This is a genomic window from Mesorhizobium qingshengii, assembly GCF_900103325.1.
In the GTDB taxonomy this organism is placed as follows: Bacteria; Pseudomonadota; Alphaproteobacteria; order Rhizobiales; family Rhizobiaceae; genus Mesorhizobium; species Mesorhizobium qingshengii.
Window position 1 is genome coordinate 276,873 of sequence record NZ_FMXM01000005.1, and the last position, 17,448, is coordinate 294,320.

The 17,448-nt window shown below is 61.7% G+C and carries 22 protein-coding genes and 1 pseudogene; 18 read left to right on the forward strand and 5 right to left on the reverse strand.

Features of this window, described 5'->3' with window-relative positions; translation table 11 throughout:
* Positions 1 to 92: 92 nt before the first annotated feature.
* Entirely contained in the window at positions 93 to 1,055 is a 963-nt protein-coding gene (locus BLS48_RS10390) for a glycosyl transferase family 90 (protein WP_091577325.1), read from the forward strand.
* Between the two features lie 62 nt (positions 1,056 to 1,117).
* Here BLS48_RS10390 and betI read toward each other — a convergent pair whose 3' ends face one another.
* Positions 1,118 to 1,720 carry a choline-binding transcriptional repressor BetI gene (betI, locus tag BLS48_RS10395; RefSeq protein WP_091577595.1) on the reverse strand — a complete coding sequence of 201 codons (603 nt, stop codon included), beginning with the start codon at positions 1,718 to 1,720 and terminating at the stop codon, positions 1,118 to 1,120.
* A 118-nt stretch (positions 1,721 to 1,838) separates the two neighbouring features.
* Between betI and choX the strand changes: the two genes are divergently transcribed.
* Positions 1,839 to 2,777, forward strand: coding sequence for a choline ABC transporter substrate-binding protein (choX, locus tag BLS48_RS10400; protein ID WP_091577327.1), 939 nt, complete (start codon positions 1,839 to 1,841; stop codon positions 2,775 to 2,777).
* The gene (locus tag BLS48_RS10405) at positions 2,774 to 3,598 is read left to right on the forward strand and encodes an alpha/beta fold hydrolase (RefSeq protein WP_091577328.1); all 825 of its coding nucleotides are present in this window, start codon (positions 2,774 to 2,776) and stop codon (positions 3,596 to 3,598) included. The genes choX and BLS48_RS10405 overlap by 4 nt, the downstream gene beginning before the upstream one ends.
* Here BLS48_RS10405 and BLS48_RS10410 read toward each other — a convergent pair.
* Positions 3,595 to 4,383: an NIPSNAP family protein gene (locus BLS48_RS10410; RefSeq protein WP_091577597.1), complete on the reverse strand. Its 789-nt coding sequence runs from the start codon at positions 4,381 to 4,383 to the stop codon at positions 3,595 to 3,597. The two genes, BLS48_RS10405 and BLS48_RS10410, sit on opposite strands and share 4 nt — an antisense overlap.
* Positions 4,384 to 4,530: 147 nt before the next feature.
* On the opposite strand from BLS48_RS10410, the gene BLS48_RS10415 reads away from it, so the two are divergent.
* Positions 4,531 to 5,079, forward strand: coding sequence for a TetR/AcrR family transcriptional regulator (locus BLS48_RS10415; protein WP_167365024.1), 549 nt, complete (start codon positions 4,531 to 4,533; stop codon positions 5,077 to 5,079).
* A 41-nt stretch (positions 5,080 to 5,120) separates the two neighbouring features.
* Here BLS48_RS10415 and BLS48_RS10420 read toward each other — a convergent pair whose 3' ends face one another.
* Positions 5,121 to 6,200, reverse strand: coding sequence for a LacI family DNA-binding transcriptional regulator (locus tag BLS48_RS10420; RefSeq protein ID WP_091577330.1), 1,080 nt, complete (start codon positions 6,198 to 6,200; stop codon positions 5,121 to 5,123).
* 235 nt (positions 6,201 to 6,435) lie between these two features.
* Between BLS48_RS10420 and BLS48_RS10425 the strand changes: the two genes are divergently transcribed.
* The 3 genes from BLS48_RS10425 to BLS48_RS10435 all read left to right on the forward strand — a co-directional run bounded on the left by BLS48_RS10425 (position 6,436) and on the right by BLS48_RS10435 (position 10,155).
* Positions 6,436 to 7,278, forward strand: a complete 843-nt coding sequence (locus BLS48_RS10425; protein WP_091577332.1) for an ABC transporter substrate-binding protein — start codon at positions 6,436 to 6,438, stop codon at positions 7,276 to 7,278.
* A 98-nt stretch (positions 7,279 to 7,376) separates the two neighbouring features.
* Positions 7,377 to 8,918, forward strand: coding sequence for an amino acid ABC transporter permease/ATP-binding protein (locus tag BLS48_RS10430; RefSeq protein ID WP_091577334.1), 1,542 nt, complete (start codon positions 7,377 to 7,379; stop codon positions 8,916 to 8,918).
* Positions 8,919 to 9,009: 91 nt separating this feature from the next.
* A complete protein-coding gene (locus BLS48_RS10435; RefSeq protein ID WP_091577335.1) occupies positions 9,010 to 10,155 on the forward strand; it encodes an NAD(P)/FAD-dependent oxidoreductase in 1,146 nt (381 codons plus the stop codon).
* Here the strand turns inward: BLS48_RS10435 and BLS48_RS10440 are convergent.
* Positions 10,136 to 10,729, reverse strand: a complete 594-nt coding sequence (locus tag BLS48_RS10440; RefSeq protein ID WP_091577337.1) for a hypothetical protein — start codon at positions 10,727 to 10,729, stop codon at positions 10,136 to 10,138. The two genes, BLS48_RS10435 and BLS48_RS10440, sit on opposite strands and share 20 nt — an antisense overlap.
* Before the next feature lie 123 nt (positions 10,730 to 10,852).
* Between BLS48_RS10440 and BLS48_RS10445 the strand changes: the two genes are divergently transcribed.
* The gene (locus tag BLS48_RS10445) at positions 10,853 to 11,986 is read left to right on the forward strand and encodes a metallophosphoesterase (protein ID WP_091577339.1); all 1,134 of its coding nucleotides are present in this window, start codon (positions 10,853 to 10,855) and stop codon (positions 11,984 to 11,986) included.
* 57 nt (positions 11,987 to 12,043) lie between these two features.
* Here the strand turns inward: BLS48_RS10445 and BLS48_RS10450 are convergent, their stop codons facing one another.
* Positions 12,044 to 12,223 carry a CsbD family protein gene (locus tag BLS48_RS10450; protein WP_091577340.1) on the reverse strand — a complete coding sequence of 60 codons (180 nt, stop codon included), beginning with the start codon at positions 12,221 to 12,223 and terminating at the stop codon, positions 12,044 to 12,046.
* Between the two features lie 159 nt (positions 12,224 to 12,382).
* Between BLS48_RS10450 and BLS48_RS36160 the strand changes: the two are divergent.
* From BLS48_RS36160 to BLS48_RS10500, 10 genes and pseudogenes are all read left to right on the forward strand, one after another.
* A pseudogene (locus BLS48_RS36160) lies at positions 12,383 to 12,577 on the forward strand (patatin-like phospholipase family protein); the annotation flags it as partial.
* Between the two features lie 43 nt (positions 12,578 to 12,620).
* Complete coding sequence (locus tag BLS48_RS10460; protein ID WP_091577342.1) at positions 12,621 to 13,274, forward strand: glutathione S-transferase family protein; 654 nt, start codon at positions 12,621 to 12,623, stop codon at positions 13,272 to 13,274.
* A gap of 83 nt (positions 13,275 to 13,357) precedes the next feature.
* Positions 13,358 to 14,110 (forward strand): SDR family NAD(P)-dependent oxidoreductase, encoded by a 753-nt coding sequence (locus BLS48_RS10465; RefSeq protein ID WP_091577343.1) that lies wholly within the window; start codon positions 13,358 to 13,360, stop codon positions 14,108 to 14,110.
* 67 nt (positions 14,111 to 14,177) lie between these two features.
* Positions 14,178 to 14,498: an ArsR/SmtB family transcription factor gene (locus BLS48_RS10470; protein WP_091577345.1), complete on the forward strand. Its 321-nt coding sequence runs from the start codon at positions 14,178 to 14,180 to the stop codon at positions 14,496 to 14,498.
* Positions 14,498 to 15,277 carry an SRPBCC domain-containing protein gene (locus BLS48_RS10475; RefSeq protein ID WP_091577600.1) on the forward strand — a complete coding sequence of 260 codons (780 nt, stop codon included), beginning with the start codon at positions 14,498 to 14,500 and terminating at the stop codon, positions 15,275 to 15,277. Before BLS48_RS10470 ends, BLS48_RS10475 begins: the two co-directional genes overlap by 1 nt.
* Positions 15,278 to 15,671: 394 nt before the next feature.
* Positions 15,672 to 15,881, forward strand: a complete 210-nt coding sequence (locus BLS48_RS10480; RefSeq protein ID WP_010915421.1) for a cold-shock protein — start codon at positions 15,672 to 15,674, stop codon at positions 15,879 to 15,881.
* A 345-nt stretch (positions 15,882 to 16,226) separates the two neighbouring features.
* A complete protein-coding gene (locus tag BLS48_RS10485) occupies positions 16,227 to 16,454 on the forward strand; it encodes a hypothetical protein (protein ID WP_091577602.1) in 228 nt (75 codons plus the stop codon).
* Complete coding sequence (locus tag BLS48_RS10490; RefSeq protein ID WP_091577347.1) at positions 16,454 to 16,861, forward strand: hypothetical protein; 408 nt, start codon at positions 16,454 to 16,456, stop codon at positions 16,859 to 16,861. The genes BLS48_RS10485 and BLS48_RS10490 overlap by 1 nt, the downstream gene beginning before the upstream one ends.
* A 1-nt stretch (position 16,862) precedes the next feature.
* A complete protein-coding gene (locus BLS48_RS10495; protein WP_091577348.1) occupies positions 16,863 to 17,030 on the forward strand; it encodes a hypothetical protein in 168 nt (55 codons plus the stop codon).
* Between the two features lie 55 nt (positions 17,031 to 17,085).
* Positions 17,086 to 17,418, forward strand: coding sequence for a YkgJ family cysteine cluster protein (locus BLS48_RS10500; protein WP_425284675.1), 333 nt, complete (start codon positions 17,086 to 17,088; stop codon positions 17,416 to 17,418).
* Positions 17,419 to 17,448: the final 30 nt, after the last annotated feature.

The window sequence follows — 17,448 nt, forward strand, 5'->3', positions numbered from 1 at the left end:
AGGATAGCCGCCTTGATCGAGGGGGCGCGCAAGTTTAAGTCAGGCAACGCGGGCTTCTAATCGAAATACTTTCTGCAAGAGCATTGTTGAAAATGGTACGTCTTGAGACGGGAACCCAGAAGCTTCCCTTGCCGATCGATGTTGTCGAAGTTGAGAGGCGCCTGCTGCCCGGGCTCAATCGAGGCGAGATCTACTGCCGATTCGACAACGGAAGGCTCTCGGTGCGCTCTCGCGCCGCCTGGCTTGAAAGGCACAGGCAAGTATTGACGCTCGTTGCCGAGGCCTTGGCTTCCCTTGGCGTCCGCAGCGTACCGCCGTTCCATATGCTCCTCGGCGATACGCCGTCCCGTAGAAGGCATCGCTATTTCCGCACTCGCTTCGCATTCTCCCAAGCGGACGGCTATGGCGAAGTGGCCGCGCCGGATTTCGTTTTCGATGGTTGGCCGGACGCAAAGTTCGACGACTACGATCAAAAGACACGGGCGATGGCGGCTGCGTCGGAACAGCCGCCGCGCGATAACAGGCTGTTCTGGGCAGGGCGCTGCATGAATGGCGCCCGCAGAAGGATAGTCGAGATCGCATCGGCCCGGCCCGATCTCTTGGAGGCGTACAACACCGAGCCAAACTACGACGTTGCCATCAATCGGTACTCGGCAACCTTCAGGACGATGGAAGACCAGGTCGCCACCTACCGATACATGATCGACGTCGAGGGTGCGGGCTACAGTGGCCGCTTCAAGATGCTGCTGCACACCAGACGCGTCGTGCTGTTGCAGGACCGGCCCTGGCGGGAATGGTTCTTCGAGAGTATCGAGCCGTTTCGTCACTATGTCCCGGTGGCACGTGACATGTCCGATCTGGTCGAGCGCATCGAGTGGTTGCGTGCCAATCCGAAGATGGAGGCCGAAATAGCAGGAGAAGCGCAGCGCTTCGCGCAAACCCACCTGACGCGTTCGGCGGCGGTGGCGGCATGGGCCCGCCTGCTCGAAAGCCATATAGCAGCCGGCGGCAATCTGAAGTCCGGTCTCCAGCGGCGCAAGCCTGCGACTGGTTGACCGGCGTGATAGGGCGCCTGTCGCACGGTATCAAATTCGACCGGCCGGTCAGCAGAGACTGATTACGCGCCGACGGTCACCGGCTCCCTCCTGGCCAACTGTCCTGCGACATAGTTCTTGACCTGAAGGATCGCCTGTTCGCGCGAGACGCTGCCCGGCTGCAGGCCGAGCCGCAGCCAAAGCCCATCGATCAGCGCGGTGACGCCAAGTGCGATGTCGTTGGCATCCCTCGGCGAGGCAAGGCCGTGCAGGCTGGACAACAGGTTCGAGCGCATGCGCGCGTGGATCACCTTCTGGATACGGGCCAGCTTCTCGTCGCGCGGCACCTCGGCGCAGAGCGATAGCCAGGCATGGCAGAGAGGAGGCTGGAACAGATGCTCCTCGAAATTACCCTCGATCACCGCGTCCAGGCGCTCCATCGGCGTCCGCGCCTGACGAAGCCGAGCGACCACCGCGTTACACAGGACGGCGTTGGCCTCCCGCATCGCGTGCTCGAACAATTCCTGCTTGTTGCGGAAATAGTGCAGCACGATGCCCTTCGAGGCGCCAGCCTGGGCGGCCACCTTTTCCAGAGTTGCGCCGGCAATGCCTTCGCGCTCCAGCACCGCGAAGGCCGCCTGCCGCAGCTCCTTGCGGCGTATGTCACTGAGACGCTTGAGTTTCACCGGATCGATCCATGCATGCGAATCCACGTTGACATTTTTGTCCACCTAGATCAACAATTGACCAATGGGACAATAAAAAGACCAATCGGTCAATTTAACAATTATGGGGAGAACCGAAATGTTCCGCTTCCTTGCAAATGGCGTCTGTCTCGCTGCCTTGGCGCTAGCCTCTCACGCGGCTCAAGCGGCCGAGGCCGAGCAGTGCAAGACAGTCCGCATGGCCGAACCTGGCTGGAACGACCTTGCCTTCACCACCGGGGTGGCCAATGTGCTGTTGCAAGCGCTCGGCTATCAGCCGCAAAGCGAGGTACTTGGCATCAACGTCATCTACGAGGGCATGAAGAACCGGGATCTCGACCTGTTCCTGGGCTACTGGGATCCGGCAATGGTCACCTATTACGAGCCCTACAAGAAGGACGGCTCGGTCGAGAATGTGCGCCTCAATCTCGAAGGTGCCAAATACACCTTCGCCGTGCCGACCTATGTCTGGGAAGCGGGCGTCAAGGACGTCTCAGACCTGCACAAGTTCGCCGACAAATTCGGCAAGAAGATGTACGGCATCGAGCCCGGCTCCAACCAGCTGATGATGGACGCCATCGCCGATCCTGCCTTCGGCCTCGACGGCTGGCATGTGGTCGAGTCGAGCGAAGCCGGCATGCTGTCGGAGGTCGGCTATGAGATCAAGGAAAAGCAGTTCATCGTCTTCCAGGGCTGGGCGCCGCATCCGATGAACACCATGTACGACTTCAAGTACCTGACCGGCGGCGACAAGTTCTTCGGTCCGAATTTCGGTGCTGCGACGGTGGCCACGCAAGTGCGCAAAGGCTATCTGCAGCAATGTCCGAACGTCGGGAAACTCTTGGAGAACCTCGCCTTCGACATCGATTTCGAGAATGTCGGCATGGGCTATCTGATCAATGACGGCATGAAGCCGGAGGACGGGGCGCTGAAGGCGATCACGCTGAACAAGAACCGCCTCGACGCCTGGCTCGCCGGCGTCACCACATTCGACGGCAAGCCCGGCCTTGCCGCGGTCAAGGAAAAGCTCGGCCTGTGAGACCGGCCGCGCTCGATGCCTGGGCGGAGCAGGACGCCTGGGCCGGCCGCAAGCAATTCGCCAATATTGGCGATCTCGACATCGCCTATGTCGAGATATCAGGCGCCGAGCCGGCGCTGCTGTTGATGCACGGCTTCACCGACACCAGCCGCAGCTTTTCGCTGCTGGCGCCGCATCTAGCCGGTCGCCGGCTGATCATGCCGGATCTGCGCGGCCACGGCGCCTCGCAAGCCGGCAAGGGTTGCGGCATCGCCGACTTCGCCGACGATATTGCCGGGCTGATCCGGCGTCTGCGGCTAGACCGGCCTGTCGTCATCGGCCATTCGCTGGGCGCCATGGTTTCTATCGCTTTGGCTTCGCGGCACGACGAACTTATCGGCGGGCTGGTGGTCCTGGCTGGCACGTTGAAGCCAGATTTCGGGCGGGATCATCCGCTGGTCACGAATGTTCAGGTCCTGCGCGACCCGATATCTCCGACCGATCCGTTCTACGACTGGTGGCATGCCTGCCTGCCTGTCGTGCCACAGGCCTTTCTCGCTGGCCTGGCGAAAGACGCCTCGGCAATGCCCGCGGCGCGCTGGCGCGCGATCCTGGAGGAAATTCGTCAGGCCGACCTGACCGGTGCGGCACAAGCGGTGCAGGCCCGAACCCTGATCATCGCCGGCGCGCGCGATCCGCTGTTCGGCAAGGCGCATCAGCAGGTATTGCAGGGCGCTCTTCCGGAAGCCGTCCTTGTGCAAGCCGAGAACTGTGGCCACAACCCGCATTGGGAAGATCCGGCCCTTGTCGCCAGGGCCGTCATCGAAGCCTTTGTAGGCTAAGCGTTCCACCCGACCAACGATCGCGAAGTGGGCGATAGCCGCAAGGTTGCTGTTGGTTTGGTCAGGTCAGGCCGCGAAACCTGCCAAAAGGCCTGCCATGCCGGCGAGGCGGCGAGGGCGGCTTCATGGCTGGCATGCGCCTCGGCGCTGTCGAAGCCGGTGACGGAAATGAAGACGTTCTCGCCGGCCCGTATCGGCAGGCGCGGAAAGCTGTTTTCGGCATGCTCCGTGATGAAAGCGGCGAGGTGGCGTATACCGGGTGCCGTCGTCAGCGGCGCCATTTCGACCTCGAAGCGACTGGCGAAACCGATTTCGGTGCCGCGCCGCAAGTGATGAATCCGGAGGACAACGATGCCAGCCACAGCTTTGTTCGGGCTTGGTTTTGCGCCGGCAGGCAAGCCGGCCCGCGATGCACCGGAGAGGTCGAAGCCGCCGCCCAACCACGCAGGCTTCAGCAGCAGCACATCGTCTGAATCGATCATCGTTGCGTTGGCCGCATTGCTGTGCGCCGCCCAGACCGGCCCGCTGTAAAAGGCGGCGAGCGCATCCTTACGCGCATCCATGCCGTCGAAGCCTCGCAGCCAGACGAACATGTGCGGGCGATCGAGATCCCGGAACTGGCCGATGATGGTCATCCCGGCCTCTTCCTGGCCTTCGATCAGCTTGCCGTCGAAGATGTTGATGAGTGTCTCGCGCATGCCGGGCTTCAGTGTGTACTGCCTCAGTTCGACCACGGGTGAGGCGCACACTGCGGGTTCCGGCGTGGCTTTCCGAGGCAGGTCCATCGACAGTCTCCAGATCAGGATGATCATCCTGTTTATAAACAGACCGGTTGTCCTGTTTTGTCAACATGCTATTGTTCGGCGATGTCAGCAGAGATTGCCGCTCAACCAAAACTTCCGGCACGTAAACGCATCAACGACCCCGAAGGCATGCGCAGGAAAGTGCTCGATGTCGCCGAGGAGTCGTTTCAGGCACGCGGCTATCATGCTTCCAGCCTCGGCGATCTGATGGCGGCGGCGGGTGTCAGCGGTGGCGCGCTGCATCACCATTTCCCGACCAAGAAGGCGCTGGCGCTGGCGGTGATCGACGAGCGCGTGGCGGCGGCGGTCGAGGAGACTTGGATCGCGCCGGTGCTGGCGGCGGCTTCGGCGCGCGAGGGCGTGCGAGCGGTGTTCGAGGCCGTGGCGGCGCAACTGGAGCAGCAGGGCTTCGTGCGCGGCTGCCCGCTCAACAACCTGGCACATGAACTGTCGCTGGCCGATCCGGATCTTCGTGCCGCCCTTGCCGGTATCTTCTCGGCGTGGCGCCAGGCCATTGCAGACAAGATCAGCGCCGACCAGCGGGCGGGCAGGGAGCAAGGCACCGACCCGCAGCGCTTCGCAGCACTCGCCGTGGCCACTTATTCCGGCGCCATGTCGATGGCCAAGACGGCGCAGGACGCCACGGTGCTGCGCGACTGCCTGGCGGCGCTGGGTTAAACCTAGATCGCGGCCGCGCTGCTCGCGCTTGACAATGGCATCTACAACTCCCTGTTCGTGGGCGGGCCGACAGACCCGCGCTCGACGATCGATGTTGGCAGAATGAGCCTTTCTGCCGGGCGCGGATCTCCCTTCAACCGTCGGATGAGCAATTCCGCGACACTCTTGCCAAGCGCATAGACGGGCTGGTCGATGACGGTAATGGGCGGGGTTGTCACGCTCGTCCAGTCCGCATCATGGAAGGTGATCAGCGAAATGTCCTCGGGAATCCGCAGGCCGCGCTGGCGGATCACCTTGAAGATCTCCAACGCTATGACGCTGTCGGAGGCGAGGATTGCCGTCGGCCGATTTGGTCCGGACAGCAATTTGTCGGCAACCCTGCGTGTTTCGGCGGGGCTTGTTGCACCAAGGCGAACATGATTTTCCGGCCGATCAATTCCGGCATCTCGGCACACGGTGAGGAAACCGTCGATACGCTCGCGAACCGACGAGGTGTAGATTTGCCCGAGATCGCGGTATTCATGCCCTGCGGCGTCGACCGCGGTCACATAGGCGATGTTGCGGTGGCCGGCATCCGCAAGAATGCGGGTCGCCCGCATGGCGATGCCGCGATCGTCAACCGTGACCGTATCGACATCCAGATCGGGCAGCGCCCGGTCAAGCAGGGCAAGCGGCCGGCCTGAACGATGGATGTCGCGCAGGTGGGAGATGTCACGCGATTCCGATGGCGTGACGATCAGCCCGTCGACGCGCTTGCCGATCAACAGCCGCACGGCTGCCTTTTCAACCTCGATCCTCTCGCCGGAGTTGGCCAGAATGACGTTGAAACCGGCTGCTCTTGCCGCGTCGCTGATGCCGCGCACCGCGAGGCTGAAGAACGGGTTCTCGATGTCACCGACAACCACCCCGATGATGCCGGACCGGCCGGTCGTCATGCTGCGGGCCAGTTCGTTCGGACGGTAGTCCAGTGCTTTGGCCGCCGCCATGACGTCCGTGCGGATCATATCGCTGACGACGCCGTATCCGCCGAGCACGCGCGCGGCTGTCGCTTTCGACACGTTTGCTGCGCGGGCGACGTCGCTGACCGTTATTGACCGGGTTTTGGGCGCGGTTTTTTTCATTGGACGAACGACTACAAGAGTTGTTGACGGAAGGTCAATCTGGCGATAACGATTATCAAAGAGACCGGTCTCACGCAATAAGAGACCGGTCTCTTTTAAAAAATGCGTGAGCCAAGAGGCGTGATGGGAGCCTGCCGTACAAGCCGCTGTAGCGGCGACGAACGATGTGAGGCGTGAAATTACGGGCTCAACGCAAATGCCAAAGAAGAACAAACCTTCAGAGTGGAGAGAAGACATGAGCAAGATTGGAATTCTCAAGTCGTTGATGTCGCCGGTCCAGGCCGGCGCAATGGCTCTTATGGTTGTGTGCATCGGAGCAGGTTTGATTTCACAGGCTGCCGCGGCGGATGACAATCCCTATGGCCTTATCGATGCGAAGGTTATCAGTGTCGGGACCATGGGAGACGCGAAGCCCTACGCTTTCACTCAGGCGGATGGCACGTTCACGGGGTTCGATATTGAACTCTTTCGGAACGTCGCGAGCCGCCTTGGATTCAAACCGGATCAGGTGATCTTCACCGGTCAGGAGTTCTCGGCCCTGATGCCTTCGGTTGCCAATGAGCGTTTCGACGTGGCGGTCGCGGCGATCGGTACGACAGATGCGCGCAAGAAGACCGTCGACTTTTCCGACGGCTATCTCGCAGGCTACCTGTCGGTGCTTACCGCAGACAAGGCGATAACTTCGGCGGACGGGCTCAAGGGCAAGCGTCTTGGCGTCGTGCAGGGTACGCTGCAGGAAATCTATGCAGCGAAGAATTTTGTCGGGACGGATCTCGTCAAATTTCCTGACAACAATTCGGCCGTCTCGGCGCTCAACAATGGCACGGTGGATGCTCATTTCCTCGACTATGAGGCAGCCAAGGACTATGGGGTTCGTTATCCGGACTTGAAGATCGCAGTTAACATCCCTTCCTTCGACGCGCCAGCAGGCTTCGTCGTGCGCAAGGGCAACGACAAGCTTCGCGACGCGCTGAACACTGCCCTGCATGCGGCGATGCAGGACGGCACCTGGAAGACGCTCTACGAGAAGTGGTTCCCCGGTTCGCCGATGCCTGACCAGTATCTCCCCAAGAAGTAACCGCGCCTGCCGCTGGCCTTGATGGCCGGCGGCAGAACTACACGCTGTTGCGCCTGATTTCCGGATGGCACGAATAGCGCGATGGAAAAGGGGATCGAATGAACTGGCTTGAAAACTTGCGCCGCAGTTTCCTCGACTGGCAGGCCATGGCCGACGTGCTGCCGAGCATGATCACCATCGGATTGAAGAACACCTTGATCCTCGCCGCCACTTCCACGGTGCTTGGCGTTATTCTCGGCATGATCCTTGCGGTCATGGGTATCTCGCAATCGCGTTGGCTGCGCATTCCGGCCCGGATCTACACCGATGTTTTTCGTGGCCTTCCGGCGATCGTCACGATTCTGCTGATTGGCCAGGGCTTCGCCCGCATCGGCCGTGAAATCTTCGGGCCTTCGCCCTATCCGCTCGGCATTCTCGCCCTCAGCCTGATCGCCGGCGCCTACATCGGCGAAATCTTCCGTTCGGGAATCCAGAGCGTCGAGCGCGGGCAGATGGAAGCCTGCAGGGCGCTCAGCATGAGCTACGGGCAGGGGATGCGCCTGATCGTGATACCGCAAGGCATCCGCCGCGTCTTGCCGGCTCTGGTCAACCAGTTCATCGGCAACGTCAAGGATTCGAGCCTTGTCTATTTCCTCGGTCTGCTCGCGTCGGAGCGCGAGATTTTCCGCGTCGGTCAGGACCAGGCGGTGGTCACCGGAAACCTCTCGCCATTGCTTCTGGCCGGCGTGTTCTATCTCGTCATCACCGTGCCGTTGACCCATGTGGTCAATTACATCGACAACTCGCTGCGGGTCGGAAAGCAAAAGGCCGGCCTCGTCGCCAGCGGCCTTGCCGAGGTGAGCGAATTGGAAAGCGCCGTCGGCAGTCCACCTTCGGAGACCAGTCCTGAAGGCAACTCGGCACTTCACCGGTTCAAGGGCGGCAGTCTCGCCATCACCGATCTCGACATGGCCTACGGCGATCTCGATGTCCTCAAGGGCGTCAGCCTGACGGTCAATCCGGGCACGGTCACATGCGTCATTGGTCCGTCAGGTTCGGGCAAGTCGACCCTGTTGCGCTGCCTCAACCGGCTGGTCGAGCCCAAAGGCGGCGACGTGCTGCTCGATGGCGCGAGTATCCTGGCGATGAAGCCTGAAAAACTGCGCCGCCGTGTCGGCATGGTATTCCAGCATTTCAACCTGTTTCCGGACCATACAGCCCTGGAAAACGTCATGCTGTCGCTGACCAAGGTCAAGGGCATGCCGGTGCAGGAGGCCGAGCGCATCGGCGAGGCGCGCCTCGCCGATGTTGGCCTTGCCGCCCGCAAACACCATCGTCCCGGCAGTCTTTCTGGTGGCCAGCAGCAGCGTGTGGCAATCGCCCGTGCGCTTGCAATGGACCCGGAGGTTATCCTCTTCGACGAGGTGACGAGCGCTCTCGATCCAGAACTGGTGAAGGGCGTTCTCAACCTGATGGCGGACCTCGGCCGGCGCGGCATGACGATGGTCGTCGTGACCCATGAAATGGGCTTTGCCCGCAAGGTCGCCGATCAGGTCGTCTTCATGGACGAAGGCCGCGTCATCGAGGTCGGCACGCCTGCTGCGATCTTCGACACTCCGAAAAGCCCGCGTCTGAAGCACTTCCTTGCCGAAGTGCTTTGATCACCATCGCACGGCCCCCGAGACGCATGGAAACCAAGACGCCTTCGCCCCGGCCGTCCAATCCAACCTCCACACAGTGAAAGAATATCCCATGGCTACATTCCCTTCGGTCTCAAAGGTCGTTGTTGTCGGAGGCGGCATTTTCGGTGTCTCCTCGGCCGTTCATCTTGCAAGGCTCGGTATCGAAACCGTCCTGGTCAATGATGGACCGCTCGCCAAGGGAGCTTCCGGGCGCTCGCTCGCCTGGCTCAATTCCGCGCGCAGGCGGTCGGCTGAGTATCATCGCCTGCGCATGATCGGCATCGACCGCTACCGGACGCTGTCGGCGCGATATCCGGATGCCGACTGGCTGCGTTTCGACGGCGGCCTGACATGGGATGCGGACGACGCCTCGAATGAGATCGCGGACGTCTTCGCCCATGAAAAAGCCCTTGGCTACGATGCGCAACATCTGTCCGCAGCCGCGATAGCTTCAGCCACGCCGGGTATCGCTGCAAGCGCTGTCACGCATCAGGGCGCGATCTTCAATCCGGGCGAAGGCTGGGTCGACCTGCCGCGGCTGATCGAGATATTGATTGCGGAATTCGTGGAGCGTGGCGGACAACTGGTCACCGATGCCGGAAGCGCCGCGGTCACGGTCGTCAACGGTCGTGCCACTGGCGTCACCACGACAAGCGGCATCAGCTTTGCTGCCGACGCGGTACTGCTGGCGACCGGCGGTGATGTGCCGCGAATGGTTGCGGACTCCGGCCAGTATATCGCCGATGGGACGCCGATCGCGCTGCTGGTCAGGACCAAGCAGGTGAGCTTGCCTCTTCGGGCCGTGCTCAACACGCCGCGCGTCGCCATCCGCCCGACACCGGACGGAGCCCTCGCGCTCGATTCCGCCTGGTCGGAAGAAGAGGTGGTCGTCAATTCGGACGGTACTTATGGCGTGAAGGATTCGACCGTTCAGGGGCTTCTCGACGAAGCCTCGAAGGTTCTCGATGGCCATCCGAAGCTGGAATTGGAAAGCTACGGTGTTGGCCCCAAGCCGATTCCCGGAGACGGCGAGCCGGTATTCGGCCAGCTGAAGGACATCGAGGGATACTACGTCGCCTTCAGCCACAGTGGCGCAACGCTTGGCCTGATCGCGGGCGAACTGCTTGCCGGCGAGATCGCCAGCGGCACTGAGAATCCGCTGCTTGCGAACTTCCGTCCAAGCCGCTTTAGTGTCTCTACTCAGCCAGTGGCTTGATCGTCTCGTAGCCGTTCACCGATTGCGCGCTAGTGCCTTCATCGTAGCGTCTGGCCAGCGCAGCTTGCAGGTCCGGCGCATAGAGCGCGGTGAACGCATCCAGCGTCTCGCCGGACCCGTTCTTGAAGGTCTCGTTGACGGCCAGCACATTGTATTTGCAGTCGCCCAGGCTGAACGTCTCCTTGCCCTTGACGACAAGGGTCAGCGTCTTGGTGCTTTTCGGCTGTTTGTCCGGCGACAGCTCGACGAACTCTATTGTGCTCTTGGCGCCTGTCTTCAGCGGAAACAGTTTTCTGAGATCGGAAAACGGGATCATCGCCAGCCGGCCGGTGTCGCTGTCGCGAAACACCTCGATCAGGCCGGCAAAGAGGAACTGGGTCTGCGGCGATTGCGACTCGTATGTGTTGACGACGGAAACCATTCCGCCGGCCACAGGCCGGAACTCGCTCTGAATTCCGGGCCTCGCCAGAACGAAACCATTCTTGGCGGACTTCGCGTCGATGCAACCAGCGGCATGCGCGGCGCTCGAGGTCAGCATCGCGGTCAACATCATGCCGGTAAAGGCCGTTCTCATCTTGTCCTCTCAATGCTCGCACAAGTTGAGGGGGGAACATGCCAGACCCGTGGGACCATGTCGATGACGGCGGCGATGAGACGCGCTGGACGGCTGGCCGGTCTCCATGCTGAAATTCAAGTCATGATGGATTGCCGTTCGCCTCGATTGTTTTCCCGACGCAGCTTCCTGGCGCAGGCTGCGGGTTTCGCCGTCACTGGCGCGCTTTCGCGCCCGGCACTCAGCCAGACAGGGCAGCGCGTTCAGCCCATCGACGCCACCTTCCTGTTTATCGCCGATGTCCATGCCTGCCGCATGGCAAGCGGCTTGAGTCCCAACTGCCAGCAGGAAGGCAAGACCGACGCCGCATTGCTGCGCAATGTTGCGGCGCTCAACGGCATCGGCGACAAGGATTGGCCGGTCGAGATTGGCGGCGTCGCCACCGGCCTGCGTTCGGCCGGCAGCCGGATCGGCGCGCCGCTCGGCCTTGTCGTCGGCGGCGACATGACCGACGACGGTGGCGGCCAGATCACCCAGCCGAGCGAGGGCACGCAGCTTCTCCAGTTCAGTCAGCGCTATCAGCAAGGCGTCGGCCCCGATCGCGTGCACATGCCGGTCTATATCGGGCTTGGCAATCATGATCTCGACCAGAACGGACCGCCCCATCATGTCGACTGGTACCGGCGCGAACTGCGCGACTATGTCGAGGTCAATCACCGCGCCGGTGTGTTCTTCAAGCCGCCGGTCCCTGCCACCGACTACGACGTCGACACCGATTGCTATTCATGGGACTGGGGCGGCCTGCATCTCGTCCAGACGCATCGTTTCGCCGGGGATACCGGCCATGGCGCCGACTCGAGCCTGCCCTGGCTGAAACAGGATCTGGCGACCTATGCGGCGGATGGGCGCCCGGTGATACTGTTCCAGCACTATGGCTGGGACAAGTTCTCGATAGAACGGTGGGATGCCGCCAAAAGGGTCTACGACGATGACGGCGCCGGCGCGCCGCACTGGTGGAGCGAGGCCGATCGGCAGGCGCTGCTGGCGGCGCTGAAGGGTTACAACATCGCCGGCATCTTCCACGGCCACCAGCACGACACGCCGCTGATCTACCGCCGTGACGGGCTCGACCTGTTCAAGCCGAAGGCTGCCTATATGGGTGGATTCGCCGTGGTCAGGGTGACCAGCGACGGCATGGACGTGGCGCTGGGCGAGGCGACGGGCGACCACGGCGAGATCGTCTTCACCAATGCTTTCAGCAAGGGCTGGAGCACATGAAAAAGGCGACCTTGGCGGCCGCTTTTCCCTTTGGAAGAAAGCAGTCCTCGCTGGGGTTCAGAGCGCCTTCTTGACCTTTTCCTTCACGTCGCCATAGGCCTTCTGCACCTTGCCGGCGATCTTGTCGGCCGCGCCTTCCACCTGGGTCTGTCTGTTGCCGGTCGCCTTGCCGGCGGCCTGCTTGACCGAGCCCTTGACCTGCTTGGCCACGCCCGCGACCTGATCCTTGTTCACCATTTGCGCATCTCCCGGGATTTTCATTCGCCGACAAGAACGGGCCTGACCCTGTTAGGTTCCGAACACTCGCAATTTGCCGCCGCGCGACTGGTTGCCTAAGGCAGAGCAATGCGGCTAGGTTCCGCGCGGGCCGGATGTGAGGGCTGCCCGGGGTATTCGATGCGTCTTCGTCTTGCCTTTGTGATCGCGGTCACTCTGCTGGCGGCCGGCTGTGTCGCCGACGATGTCGGGCCGATCAATGTTTTGACATCTGGAGCAGGCCACCCTTCGCCGACCTTCATTCCCGATCCGGGCGACGATGGCTCGACCGTCGTTGGCCTCGCCTTCTCCGGCGGCGGCGCAAGGGCCGCTGCCAGGCCGCAAATGATTGATGTGACGAAATCTTGGGGAGGCCATCTTGGCGGAATTCAAGCTCTACATCGGCAACAAATGCTTTTCGTCATGGTCGCTCCGGCCATGGGTGGCGATGAGACATCTGGAGATACCGTTCGAGGAAAGTCTTGTACGGCTGCGTACGCCTGAGACGGCCGCCAACCTGGCAAAGGTGTCGCCGACCGGCCAGGTGCCTGTGTTGAATCACAATGGAAGGATCGTTTGGGAAACCCTTGCCATCCTTGAATATCTTGCCGATCTGTTTCCCGACAAAAATCTCTGGCCGGCTGATATCGGCGCCCGCGCGCTGGCGCGTTCGGCGGCGACCGAGATGCATTCCGGCTTCCGCGAGGTGCGTTATGGCTGGCCGATGAATTTGCGGCGACCGAAGGGCCACAAGCCGCTCGACGTCGAAGGCGAGGCGCAGCGGGCGCGCATCGAGGCGCTGTGGCGCGAGTGTCGCGAAAAATACGGCAAGGGCGGTCCGTTCCTGTTCGGTCATTTCACCGCGGCCGATGCCATGTATGCGCCGGTCGTCACTCGGTTCGACACCTATGGCGGCACGCTGGCGCCCGATACCCGTGCTTATGTCGATGCCGTGCTTTCAACACCCGCGATGCGGCTTTGGTATGCCGAAGCTGCCAAGGAAACCTGGCCCGAGCCAGGCCCCGACGAATAAGGTCTGACTGCGAAGCGGGCTTCCAGGAGGTCGCGGGCGGCCTATCTAAGGGCATCGGGGCAGCGTCTTTTGGAGATGTCGCAATGGCTGTTTCTTCTACACTTGCCGGCAAGATCGCCCTCGTCACGGGCGCTTCGTCTGGTATCGGCGAGGCCACGGCTGCGGCGCTGGCCGCTGCCGGGGCAAAGGTGGCGATCGCCGCCCGCCGTGCCGATCGACTCGAGGCGCTGGCGGCGCGCATTGAAACGGCCGGCGGCATGGCGCTGCGAATCGAGGCCGACGTCACCAACAATGACGATGTCACCGCCATGATCGGCAAGGTGGTGGCCGAATGGGACCGGCTCGACATTCTCGTCAACAATGCCGGGGTGATGCTTCTGTCGCCGGCCGCCGAGGCGACGCTCGACGACTGGCGCCAGATGGTGGAACTCAACCTGCTGGCGCTGATGGGCGTCACCAAGGCGGCGCTGCCGCATCTCAGGGCCGCAAAGGGTCATATCGTCAACGTCTCGTCGGTTGCCGGCCGCGTTGCCAATCCCGGTGCCAGTGGTTATGCGGCGACCAAGTTCGGCGTCGTCGGCTTTTCCGAGTCGCTGCGCCGTGAAGTCTATGCCGACAAGGTCCGCGTCACCGTCATCGAACCCGGACTGGTACGCACCGAGCTTGGCGATCACATCACCAACGCTGCCTCGAAAGCGGGGCTCGATCAGCGCCTCGCCACCATGGAAGCGCTGACCGCCGAGGATATTGCCGCCTCCATCCTGTACGCGGTCAGTCAGCCGGCTCGCGTCAACGTCAACGAGATCGTCATCAGGCCGACCGACCAGGAGCGCTAGCTCCAACTGTCCCGGAGTTGACGAAAGCCAAGGACAGGCATAATACGTAACCAAATGGATACGTATTATGCCGCAAGCTCAATCCGACCATTCCGTCTTCCGCGCCATTGCCGATCCGACCCGTCGCGCCATTCTCGACCGCTTGCGGCAGGGGCCGGCGCCGGTCAACGAACTGGCCTCGGCCTTTTCACAGAGCCGGCCCGCTATCTCCAAGCATCTCAGGATTCTGCGTGAGTTGCGGGTCGTGTCCGAACAGAGGCATGGCCGCGAGCGGCTCTATCGTCTGGAACCGGCGGAATTGAAGGACGTGGCCGACTGGATCTTGCCCTATCGCGATTTCTGGCAAGCGAGCCTCGGCAATCTGAAATCCTACCTGGAGAACGAATGATGGCGATCAATGATGGACCTCGCGCTATCGCTGACGTGTCGGTGGGCACGATTCTCGCCACGGTGACGATCGCGGTGCCTCCCGAGCGGGTGTTTCGTGCGTTGACGGCGGATGACCAGATACCGCTCTGGTGGGGATCGGACGAACTTTACCGGACGACGAAACATACTGCCGACGTGCGGCCGGGCGGGGCGTGGCGATCGGAAGGCAAGGGCGTCGACGGCCGGGAGTTTCATGTCCAGGGGGAGTATCTCAAGGTCGAGCCGCCGCACCTTCTGGTACTGACATGGAAAGCACCATGGGACGGCGACAACGTCACCACCGTCACCTATACCCTCGAGGCGGTCGAGGCCGGAACGCGGCTGACACTACGCCACGAGGGCTTCGGCGCTCGCGAAGGCGCCTGCCGCGATCACGGCTTCGGCTGGGAGCGTGTGCTCGGTTGGCTGGCCACCTTCCTGTCCGATGGGGTAGGCAGCAAGCCGCAGAGAGTGTTCCACTGCCGGTTGATCCCGCCGCGGCCAGACTTTGCTTTCACCTTGACCGATGCGGAAAAGGCGCTGATGAAACAGCATTCGGACTATCTGCGCGGTAAGTTGGGCGAGGGAGGTGTCATCCTGTTCGGGCCGGTTGCCGATCCTGCCGGCCCCTGGGGGCTTGGCATCGTGCGCGCCAACGATGAGGCCGCCGTCCGGGCGCTGACCGACGCGGACCCGACGGTTCGTTCAGGGTTGGGCTTTCGCTACGAAATCCTGCCGATGATGACGGCTGTGATGTGAGGTTCGGAGCACCAAAAGAAAACGCCCTCGCACCTATTATAGTGCGGGGGCGTCTTTGCCGTTAGCCTTTCCTTCGATTGCTCTCGTGAACTGCTGACGACAATCATAAAATGCGCGTGTTCCGAAATGGTTCCCCGGCATGTCGAAATTTTTTTAAAAGCCTGCGCTTCATGCTGCGCCTTCGATAATGTGAGTGCAAAGCGCGGATCAAACTAAGAATTGACAAGGCGGCATTAGGAGCATAAAAGACCTCTGTCGATATTTGTTTGACTGACTTTTGTTATCCGCGCTTTGCAGCGCGCCTTTGACGAACTTCCCACATCAAAAATCGAGACAAACGACGTTGTGCATCCGCATGACGGCGAACGAATATTTGCCATGGAAAGGGTTCGTCATGAGCACCGGCACAGTTAAATGGTTCAACGCCACCAAAGGTTTTGGTTTTATTCAGCCTGACGACGGCTCGGCCGACGTTTTCGTTCACATCTCGGCCGTAGAGCGCGCCGGCATGCGCGACATCGTCGAGGGCCAGAAGCTCGGCTACGAGATGGTCCGCGACAACAAGTCGGGCAAAATGTCCGCCGACCAGTTGAAGGCGGCCTAAAGAAAGAATTCAGCCTTCCCGGTGACCACGGATGTACTGGCACTGGTGAATGGCGAATTCGGGCGCATGGCCGCGGAGACCTGAGTTTCCACGGCATGTCATGCGCATGAGAGGAGCGTGCCGTCTGCATCCATCTGGGTGCGCGGAGCTCCCACGGAAGGTCAGGCGGTGCCTGGCCTTTTTCATTTTGTGTTTCTTGCCGCCGAAAGTGCGCTGCACCTTGGCCGGAACGTGCTAAGGGAACGCTCCAGCAACTTGAATCCGCTGCCGTATTTCTTTGTGCGTGGTCTCACCGACGACCCGGTCTCGTCCTATCGGCACCAGACTCCTGACAGGAGAAAGATTTTGACCACCAGTTCAAAGCCAGCCGTCGATCAGCCCGTGTCCCTGTTCAGCAAGACGCGAACCCAGTCGATGTCGCTCAACCGCATCATTTCCGAACGCGATGCCGTCAGCGAGGCACGGGAAGCCAAGACCGCGCGCCTGCGTGAACAGCGCCTGGAGAAGGAGGCTGACGAGATGGCCGCGGCCGCGGCGCTTGCGGCCTTGCCAAAGCGAGCCGGAAGACGCTGATGGCCACCAAGCGCGTGCCTCCAAAGATGATCGCCGCCGACTCGACGATTGCCGACGTGGTCGAAGGCCTCAACAAGCCAGTCGAATATGTACGCCGGGTGCTGGAAAAGCTGGAGCGCTGCAAACGCGCCCATGGCGATGCACAGGTGCGGCTCGGTGTACGCGGTCGCGCCGAATGCCCGAACTATCTGATCGAATATGTCCGCGAAGATGCCAAGACCCATGAGCGGGTGACCCACCAGGACGCCGCCTACAGCGGCAGCACGCATCGCGAACTGGCGCCTCACCACATCGAGGCGGTAAAGAACTGGTCGCCCGAGGAAATGAACATCACCGCGGTTTCGGCGCTGATCGGCCGCTTGCGCAATCCGCGCGCGCCATCATCGCGTTTCGTCGACGAGGACTGACATGGCCATAAAATTCTCCGCCAAGCACCAGCCGGCAACTCCCGCTGTCGCTGCAAAGCCGGCCAAGCCGGTTGCCGCACCGAAAACCGCTGATACCGCCGAGACCGCGACCGATCTGTTCAAGTCGCCGGTGGATTCGCCGAAGGGCAAGACGGGCAAGAAGAAATAGCGCCTTGCCGCAAGACGCTGATCGTAATCCCGCCGCGCCGGGGTTGTTCGCCCTGGTGGCCGCCGCAAGCCTTTCGTCGTCGCAACTGAGCACCGCTGCTCTCTTCGACTGCCAGAGCTGCGGCGCCTGCTGTTCCTATTCGGCGGAGTGGCCGCGTTTTTCCACCGAGGATGACGCGCAGCTCGACCGCATCCCGGCGAAATACGTAGCAGCCAACGAATCCGGCATGCGCTGCGAGGGCGTGCGCTGCTCGGCGCTGTCCGGCGAAGTCGGCAAGTCGACCGCTTGCGGCATTTACGAGGTCCGCCCGGATGTCTGCCGCGCCTGCATGCCGGGCGACGATGATTGCCTGATGGCGCGCCACGCGCATGGATTGCCGACGACTTAAGTCGCATCGCGTTTAACAGTCGACGCGGTT

Bases quoted from the DNA above. Each gene is read 5' to 3' on its own strand.
- BLS48_RS10430 (WP_091577334.1), top strand. From the start codon at position 7,377: ATGAACTGGCTTGAAAACTTGCGCCGCAGTTTCCTCGACTGGCAGGCC.
- BLS48_RS10425 (WP_091577332.1), top strand. From the start codon at position 6,436: ATGAGCAAGATTGGAATTCTCAAGTCGTTGATGTCGCCGGTCCAGGCC.
- BLS48_RS10440 (WP_091577337.1), bottom strand. From the start codon at position 10,729: ATGAGAACGGCCTTTACCGGCATGATGTTGACCGCGATGCTGACCTCG.
- choX (WP_091577327.1), top strand. From the start codon at position 1,839: ATGTTCCGCTTCCTTGCAAATGGCGTCTGTCTCGCTGCCTTGGCGCTA.
- BLS48_RS10415 (WP_167365024.1), top strand. From the start codon at position 4,531: ATGCGCAGGAAAGTGCTCGATGTCGCCGAGGAGTCGTTTCAGGCACGC.
- BLS48_RS10435 (WP_091577335.1), top strand. From the start codon at position 9,010: ATGGCTACATTCCCTTCGGTCTCAAAGGTCGTTGTTGTCGGAGGCGGC.
- BLS48_RS10495 (WP_091577348.1), top strand. From the start codon at position 16,863: ATGGCCATAAAATTCTCCGCCAAGCACCAGCCGGCAACTCCCGCTGTC.
- BLS48_RS10490 (WP_091577347.1), top strand. From the start codon at position 16,454: ATGGCCACCAAGCGCGTGCCTCCAAAGATGATCGCCGCCGACTCGACG.
- BLS48_RS10465 (WP_091577343.1), top strand. From the start codon at position 13,358: ATGGCTGTTTCTTCTACACTTGCCGGCAAGATCGCCCTCGTCACGGGC.
- BLS48_RS10450 (WP_091577340.1), bottom strand. From the start codon at position 12,223: ATGGTGAACAAGGATCAGGTCGCGGGCGTGGCCAAGCAGGTCAAGGGC.
- BLS48_RS10420 (WP_091577330.1), bottom strand. From the start codon at position 6,200: ATGAAAAAAACCGCGCCCAAAACCCGGTCAATAACGGTCAGCGACGTC.
- BLS48_RS10410 (WP_091577597.1), bottom strand. From the start codon at position 4,383: ATGGACCTGCCTCGGAAAGCCACGCCGGAACCCGCAGTGTGCGCCTCA.
- BLS48_RS10470 (WP_091577345.1), top strand. From the start codon at position 14,178: ATGCCGCAAGCTCAATCCGACCATTCCGTCTTCCGCGCCATTGCCGAT.
- BLS48_RS10445 (WP_091577339.1), top strand. From the start codon at position 10,853: ATGATGGATTGCCGTTCGCCTCGATTGTTTTCCCGACGCAGCTTCCTG.
- BLS48_RS10480 (WP_010915421.1), top strand. From the start codon at position 15,672: ATGAGCACCGGCACAGTTAAATGGTTCAACGCCACCAAAGGTTTTGGT.
- BLS48_RS10390 (WP_091577325.1), top strand. From the start codon at position 93: ATGGTACGTCTTGAGACGGGAACCCAGAAGCTTCCCTTGCCGATCGAT.
- BLS48_RS10475 (WP_091577600.1), top strand. From the start codon at position 14,498: ATGGCGATCAATGATGGACCTCGCGCTATCGCTGACGTGTCGGTGGGC.